The sequence below is a fragment of the Streptomyces sp. ICN903 genome, assembly GCF_022015835.1.
Taxonomy (GTDB): domain Bacteria; phylum Actinomycetota; class Actinomycetes; order Streptomycetales; family Streptomycetaceae; genus Streptomyces; species Streptomyces fenghuangensis.
Genome location: NZ_JAKMAY010000276.1, coordinates 1 through 7,599, shown reverse-complemented (window position 1 = coordinate 7,599; position 7,599 = coordinate 1). Strand labels below are relative to the sequence as shown.

The window sequence follows — 7,599 nt, the reverse complement described above, 5'->3', positions numbered from 1 at the left end:
CGCCCCCGGCGCTCCGGTGCAGCCCGCCCGGACCCGCCGCTGGATCGAGATCAACGGCACCCGCCACCAGATCTCCCGCCCCACCATGGTGCTGGGCCGCTCCACCGAGACCGACGTGCGGATCGACGACCCCGGCGTCTCCCGGCGCCACTGCGAGATCAGGGCCGGAAATCCGGCGACGATCCAGGATCTGGGCTCCACCAACGGCATCGTGGTGGACGGACAGCACACCACGCGCGCTACGCTCCGCGACGGCTCACGCATCGTCGTGGGCAGCACCACGATCATTTACCGGCAAGCCGAAGGGTGAAGCGGGGGCAATGTCAGAGCTGACCCTGACGGTCATGCGGTTGGGTTTTCTCGCCGTACTGTGGCTGTTCGTCATCGTGACCGTGCAGGTCATCAGGAGCGACCTCTTCGGCACCCGCGTGACCCAGCGCACGGCCCGCCGCGCCGAGGCCCAGCGCCCTCCCCAGCCGCGCCAGGCTCCGCAGCAGGCGGCCCGCGGCGGGCGGCAGCGCCGCGGCGCCCCGACCAAGCTGGTGGTGACCGAGGGGTCGCTCACCGGCACCACCGTGGCCCTCCAGGGCCAGACCATCACGCTCGGCCGGGCCCACGACTCGACGATCGTGCTGGACGACGACTACGCCTCCAGCCGCCACGCCAGGATCTACCCGGACCGCGACGGCCAGTGGATCGTCGAGGACCTGGGTTCCACCAACGGCACGTACCTGGACCGGACCCGGCTCACCACACCGACACCGATCCCGCCCGGTGCGCCGATCCGCATCGGCAAGACGGTCATCGAGCTGCGGAAGTAGTGAACGCGACCATGACGACCGGAGGGTGGGCACCGTGCGGATGTACCCGGAGCCGACGGGCGAGGTGCGCATGAGTCTGTCACTGCGCTTCGCCGCCGGATCGCACAGAGGCATGATCCGCGAGGGCAACGAGGACTCCGGCTACGCCGGTCCCCGGCTGCTCGCGATCGCCGACGGGATGGGCGGCCAGGCCGCCGGCGAGGTCGCCAGCTCGGAGGTGATCTCGATCCTCGTGCAGCTGGACGACGACGTCCCCGGCTCCGACCTGCTCACCTCACTGGGCACGGCGGTGCAGCGCGCCAACGAGCAGCTGCGCGTCATGGTCGAGGAGGACCCGCAGCTGGAGGGCATGGGCACCACGCTCACCGCCCTGCTGTGGACGGGCCGGCGGCTCGGTCTGGTGCACGTCGGCGACTCCCGCGCGTACCTGCTGCGCGACGGCCGGCTCACCCAGATCACCCAGGACCACACCTGGGTCCAGCGCCTGGTGGACGAGGGCCGGATCACCGAGGAGGAGGCCACCACCCACCCGCAGCGCTCCCTGCTGATGCGCGCGCTGGGCAGCGGCGACCACGTGGAGCCGGACCTGTCCATCCGCGAGGTGCGGGCCGGGGACCGCTATCTGCTGTGCTCCGACGGCCTGTCCGGCGTCGTCAGCCACCAGACGATGGAGGAGACCCTCGCCGCCCACCAGGAGCCGCACGAGACCGTGCAGGAGCTGATCCAGCTCGCCCTGCGCGGCGGCGGTCCCGACAACATCACCTGCATCGTCGCGGACGTCCTGGACGTCGGCGACGACACCCTCGCCGGCCGGCTCAACGACACCCCGGTCATCGTCGGCGCCGTCGCCGAGAACCAGCAGCAGCTCGGCGACGGCGGCGCCCTCCAGACCCCGGCGGCCCGCGCCGCCGAGCTCGGCCGCGGCGGCGTGCCCCAGCAGCAGTCGTCCGAGGGGCCGCAGGGGAGCTTCGGCCCGCCCGGCAGCGGTGGCGCGGCCCCGCCCGCCGGGTCGTTCGGCGCCTACGCCGAGGGCGACTTCGCCAAGCCGCGCAAGCGGTTCAGGTGGCTGAAGCGGATCCTCCTCGCCCTGCTCGTCCTCGGCCTGCTCGGCGGCGGCCTCTACGGCGCCCACAGATGGACCCAGACCCAGTTCTACGTGGGGGCCGACGGCGACCGCGTCGCGATCTACCGCGGCATCAGCCAGAAGCTGGCCTGGATCCGGCTCAGCGAGGTCGAGCGGAGTTCGTCGGTCGAACTCAAGTACCTTCCGACCTACCAGCGCAACGAGGTCGAGGCCGGAATCTCCATGGACAGCCTCGCCCAGGCGGAGAGCCGGCTGGAGAAGCTGGCGGAGCAGGCCGAGGTCTGCGAGATCGTCGCCGCCCAGCGCAGGGCGAAGGAGCGCGCGGAGGCGGAGGCCGGGAAGGCCGACGAGAGCGGCTCCGCCCGCGAGGGCGCCGGGGCCGGCGAGCGCTCCGAGCCGTCCGCCTCCCCCGACCCGGCCACGTCCTCTCCCGACTCCCCCAACTCCGCCGCCAACGCCAGCCTCAAGAGCCCGACCGCTCCCACCCCCGGCCCCACCCTTCCGGAGGAGCAGCAGAGGCTCGCCAAGCAGTGCACCACGTCATAGGGGGCCGCACGCCATGAGCACCAGTCAAGCCACCGGGACCACCGGCAGCAACACGACGATCTCCCCCGGAGGTCTGCCCAGCCGCCGCAACACCGAGCTGGCGATGCTCGTCTTCGCCGTGCTGATCCCGGTGTTCGCCTACGCCAACGTGGGCCTGGCCATCAACGGCGAGATGCCCGCGGGCATGCTCGGCTACGGCCTCGGCCTCGGCCTGATGGCCGGCGTGGCCCACCTCGTGGTGCGCAGGTTCGCGCCGTACGCCGACCCGCTGATGCTGCCGATCGCCACGCTCCTCAACGGGCTGGGGCTGGTGCTGATCTGGCGGCTCGACCAGTCGGAGAGACTCGCCCTGCGCGGTGACGCGATCGCCGCGCCCAACCAGCTGATGTGGTCCGCGCTGGGGATAGCGCTCTTCCTCGCGGTGCTGGTCTTCCTCAAGGACCACCGCATCCTGCAGCGCTACACCTACATCTCCATGGTCGTCGCGCTGATCCTGCTGATCCTGCCGATGTTCTTCCCGGCGGTCTACGGCGCGAAGATCTGGATCACCATCGGCGGGATGTCCATCCAGCCCGGCGAGTTCGCCAAGATCATCATCGCGGTCTTCTTCGCGGGTTACCTGATGGTCAAGCGGGACGCCCTGGCGCTGGCCAGCCGCCGCTTCCTGGGCCTGTACCTGCCGCGCGGCCGCGATCTGGGCCCGATCCTGGTGATCTGGGCCCTGAGCGTGCTCATCCTGGTCTTCGAGACCGACCTGGGCACCTCGCTGCTCTTCTTCGGCCTCTTCGTGGTGATGCTCTACGTGGCCACCGAGCGCACCAGCTGGATCCTCTTCGGCCTCACCCTGGCCGTCGTCGGCGCGGTGGCCGTGGCCAGCTTCGAGTCCCATGTCCAGAGCCGTGTCGAGGACTGGCTCGACCCGTTCCACACCGTCCGCGAGACCGGCCAGGTCAACCAGCCCGCGGCCGCCATGTGGGCCTTCGGCTCGGGGGGGATGCTCGGCGCCGGTCTGGGGCAGGGCCACTCGGACCTGATCGGCTTCGCCGCCAAGAGCGACTACATCTTCGCCACCGTCGGCGAGGAGCTGGGGCTGACCGGCGTCATGGCGATACTGCTGCTGTACGGCCTGCTGGTCGAGCGCGGCATCCGCACCGCCCTGGCCGCCCGCGACCCGTTCGGCAAGCTGCTGGCCGTCGGGCTGTCCGCGGCCTTCGCCATCCAGGTCTTCGTCGTGGCCGGCGGTGTGATGGCCCTGATCCCGCTGACCGGTATGACCATGCCCTTCATGGCGCAGGGCGGCTCGTCCGTCATCTCCAACTGGGCGCTGGTCGCGATCCTGTTGAAGATCAGCGACACCGCCCGGCGTCCCGCGCCCGCACCCGCGCCCTCACCCGATGCCGAGATGACCCAGGTGGTCCGATCGTGAACAAGCCCCTGCGCCGTGTCGCCATCTTCTGCGGCCTCCTCATGATCGCCCTGATGATCCGGGGGAACTGGATCCAGTTCGCCCAGGGCGACGAGCTGAGGAACGACCCGAAGAACCGCCGTGTCGCCATCGAGCGGTACGCCCAGCCGCGCGGCAACATCATCGTCGACGGCAAGGCCATCACCGGCTCGAAGGCGACCGAGGGCACCGACTTCAAGTACAAGCGGACGTACAAGAACGGCGAGATCTGGGCCCCGGTGACCGGCTACGCCTCCCAGGCGTTCGGCGCCACCCAGCTCGAGGGCATCTACGACGGCATCCTCACCGGCGACGACGACCGGTTGTTCTTCAACCAGACCATCGACATGCTCACCGGCAAGGACCAGAAGGGCGGCAACGTCGTCACGACGCTGGACGCCGACGTCCAGAAGGCCGGCTTCGAGGAGATGGGCGACAAGAAGGGCGCGGCCGTCGCGATCAACCCCGAGACGGGCGCGATCCTGGCTCTGGTCAGCACTCCCTCCTACGACCCGTCCTCCTTCGCGGGGAACTCCTCCAAGGACGCGGAGAAGTGGAACAGCCTGCTGAAGGACGAGGACGAGCCGATGCTCAACCGGGCGCTGCGCCAGACCTACCCGCCCGGCTCGACGTTCAAGGTCGTCACCGCCGCCGCGGCGCTGGAGAGCGGCATGTACGACATCGACGAGAAGACCGACACCCCGGACCCGTACCGGCTGCCGCAGAGCACCACCGACCTGGGCAACGACGGCAACCACCCCTGTGAGGACGCCTCGCTGCGGGTGGCCATGCAGTGGTCGTGCAACACCGTCTTCGCCAAGATCAGCGACGAGCTCGGCAACGAGAAGATGATCGAGTACTCCGAGCGGTTCGGCTTCAACCAGGAGCACTTCGTCCCGGTCCGTGCCGCCGAGTCCGTCTACCCCGAGGACAACCGGCCGCAGAACGCCATGGCCGGCATCGGCCAGGCGTCCAACCGCGCCACCCCGCTCCAGATGGCCATGGTCGCCGCCGCCGTCGCCAACGACGGCAAGATGATGGAGCCGTACATGATGGACCAGCTCATCGCGCCGAACCTCAACGTCGTCGAGGAGCACAAGCCCCGGGAGATGGGCGAGGTCGCCTCGGCGGAGAACGCCCAGAAGCTCCAGCAGATGATGGAGACGGTCGTCGAGAAGGGCACGGGAGTCCCCGCGCAGATCGACGGCGTCACGGTGGGCGGCAAGACCGGTACCGCGCAGCACGGCGAGAACAACGAGAAGAACCCGTACGCGTGGTTCATCTCGTACGCCAAGACCTCCGACGGCTCGACCCCGATCGCCGTCGCGGTCGTCGTCGAGAGCGCCGACGTCCTCCGCGACGACATCGCGGGCAGCAAGCTGGCCGCCCCGGTGGCCAGGGCCATGATGGAGGCGGCTCTCGACGGCAAGAGGTGACCGGGAGGCACCGGTCACGCCGACGGTCACATCAGCGGTGGCATCCCGGCCCGCCACACGGTCCGGGTACCGTATGCCGAGCAGCACCGCCGGACCGCGCAGGGAGACGGTCAGGACGCACGGAGAGGGCTGGAGACTATGGAAGAGCCGCGTCGCCTCGGCGGCCGGTACGAGCTGGGCTCGGTGCTCGGCCGGGGTGGTATGGCCGAGGTGTACCTCGCCCACGACACCCGCCTGGGCCGCACCGTCGCGGTGAAGACCCTCCGGGTCGACCTCGCGCGCGACCCCACGTTCCAGGCCCGCTTCCGCCGTGAGGCCCAGTCCGCCGCCTCGCTCAACCACCCGGCGATCGTCGCCGTCTACGACACCGGCGAGGACTACGTCGACGGGATCTCCATCCCGTACATCGTCATGGAGTACGTGGACGGCTCGACCCTGCGGGAGCTGCTGCACTCCGGGCGCAAGCTGCTGCCCGAGCGCTCCCTGGAGATGTGCGTCGGCATCCTCCAGGCGCTGGAGTACTCGCACCGCAACGGCATCGTCCACCGCGACATCAAGCCCGCGAACGTCATGCTGACGCGCACCGGGCAGGTCAAGGTGATGGACTTCGGCATCGCCCGCGCCATGGGCGACTCCGGCATGACCATGACCCAGACCGCCGCCGTCATCGGCACCGCCCAGTACCTCTCCCCGGAGCAGGCCAAGGGCGAGACGGTCGACGCCCGCTCCGACCTGTACTCCACCGGCTGCCTGCTGTACGAGCTGCTGACGGTGCGGCCCCCGTTCGTCGGGGACTCCCCCGTCGCGGTGGCCTACCAGCATGTGCGCGAGGAGCCGCAGGCGCCCAGCTCCTTCGATCCCGAGATCACGCCCGAGATGGACGCCATCGTCCTCAAGGCGCTGATGAAGGACCCGGACTACCGCTACCAGTCCGCCGACGAGATGCGCGCCGACATCGAGGCGGCCCTCGACGGCCAGCCGGTCGGCGCCGCGGCGGCCATGGGCGCGGCCGCCTACGGCACGGGCGGCGGCTACCACCCCGACGACCAGCCCACCACCGCCCTGCGCGCCACGGCTCCGGCGTCCGCCCAGACATCGATGCTGCCGCCGATGCGCGAGGACGACGGCGGCTACGGCTACGACGAGCGGCCCGACCGGCGGCGCGGCGGCGGGGGGCGCAACCGGCTCTCCACGGTCCTGCTGGTCCTGGGCGGCATCCTGGTGCTGATCGGCGCGGTCTTCATCGGCAAGGTGATCTTCGAACCCACCGACAACAACCCGAAGGTGCCGAACCTGATCGGGGACACCTTCGAGGAGGCCGAGCAGAAGGCGACCAACTCCAGACTTCAGGTCGCCAAGGGCGCCAGCGAGTTCTGCGAGGAGAAGAAGGACACCGTCTGCAGGACCGACCCGGCGGCCGGGGCCGAGGTCGAGGAGGGTGAGACGATCACCCTGATCATGTCCAAGGGCCCCAGCGAGGTCGAGGTCCCGGACGTCGTCGGCGAGACGGCGGACGACGCCGAGCAGGAGCTGAAGGAGGCGGGCTTCGAGGTCAAGCGCGAGACCGAGGTCTCGGAGCAGCCGGCCGGCACCGTCACCGAGCAGGACCCGGGCAGCGGCGAGAGCGCCAAGCCGGGCACCACCGTCACCATCACGGTGGCCACGGAGGACCCGCGGCCGACCCTGCCGCCCGTCGTCGGGCAGGACTTCGAGGCGGCCAGGAAGCAGCTTCAGGACGCGGGCTTCACCAACATCTCGCGCGCCGAGCAGGAGAACGCGGAGCAGGCCCCGAACACGGTCCTCAAGCAGGACCCCCCGGGGAACCAGAAGGTCGAGGCGGACACCCCCATCACCCTGATCGTGGCCAAGGCGCCCGCCGAGGAGCAGGTGGCCGTCCCGGCCATCGCCGCCGGCACACCGCTCAAGGACGCCCGCAAGACGCTCCAGGACGCCGGCTTCAACATCAACGTGTCGGGGCCCGATGGCGACGACGCCGTCGTCCTCACCACCGACCCGCCCGCCGGCACCCAGCTGAAGAAGGGCGAGACGGTCACCGTGCGCACCTTCGGCGGCGGAGGCGGCGGGGACGGCAGGCCTGGCGGTGGCGGCGGCGGCTTCATCGAGGGGATGACCGGCGGGGACGACTGATCCCGCGGGGCGCCCGCCTGCCGCCCACCAGGCCCGTACGCACGCGGTGCACAGCCGAGGGCCCCGACCGGAAGCGACCGGTCGGGGCCCTCGGGCGTTCCGTCCCAGGGCGGGCGGGGC

6 protein-coding genes are annotated in these 7,599 nt (G+C 70.6%); all 6 read left to right on the top strand.

The features are described 5' to 3' along the window. The coding region (locus L7D48_RS23030) for an FHA domain-containing protein (protein WP_237882033.1) at positions 1-310 on the top strand (310 nt) is incomplete at its 5' end. A 10-nt stretch (positions 311-320) separates the two neighbouring features. Beyond that, positions 321-821, top strand: coding sequence for an FHA domain-containing protein (locus tag L7D48_RS23025; RefSeq protein ID WP_093851012.1), 501 nt, complete (start codon positions 321-323; stop codon positions 819-821). Positions 822-891: 70 nt separating this feature from the next. Further along, on the top strand, positions 892-2,451 hold the full coding sequence (locus L7D48_RS23020; RefSeq protein WP_256463163.1) for a Stp1/IreP family PP2C-type Ser/Thr phosphatase: 1,560 nt from the start codon (positions 892-894) through the stop codon (positions 2,449-2,451). Between the two features lie 13 nt (positions 2,452-2,464). Then, the gene (locus tag L7D48_RS23015) at positions 2,465-3,877 is read left to right on the top strand and encodes an FtsW/RodA/SpoVE family cell cycle protein (RefSeq protein ID WP_237882031.1); all 1,413 of its coding nucleotides are present in this window, start codon (positions 2,465-2,467) and stop codon (positions 3,875-3,877) included. Further along, the gene (locus L7D48_RS23010) at positions 3,874-5,331 is read left to right on the top strand and encodes a penicillin-binding protein 2 (protein ID WP_237882030.1); all 1,458 of its coding nucleotides are present in this window, start codon (positions 3,874-3,876) and stop codon (positions 5,329-5,331) included. Before L7D48_RS23015 ends, L7D48_RS23010 begins: the two co-directional genes overlap by 4 nt. Positions 5,332-5,469: 138 nt before the next feature. Beyond that, entirely contained in the window at positions 5,470-7,479 is a 2,010-nt protein-coding gene (gene pknB / locus L7D48_RS23005) for a Stk1 family PASTA domain-containing Ser/Thr kinase (protein WP_237882029.1), read from the top strand. Positions 7,480-7,599: the final 120 nt, after the last annotated feature.

What these genes read in the sequence shown, in the direction of transcription:
- L7D48_RS23025 (WP_093851012.1), top strand. Translation starts at nt 321, where the DNA reads ATGTCAGAGCTGACCCTGACGGTCATGCGGTTGGGTTTTCTCGCCGTA.
- L7D48_RS23020 (WP_256463163.1), top strand. Translation starts at nt 892, where the DNA reads ATGAGTCTGTCACTGCGCTTCGCCGCCGGATCGCACAGAGGCATGATC.
- L7D48_RS23015 (WP_237882031.1), top strand. Translation starts at nt 2,465, where the DNA reads ATGAGCACCAGTCAAGCCACCGGGACCACCGGCAGCAACACGACGATC.
- pknB (WP_237882029.1), top strand. Translation starts at nt 5,470, where the DNA reads ATGGAAGAGCCGCGTCGCCTCGGCGGCCGGTACGAGCTGGGCTCGGTG.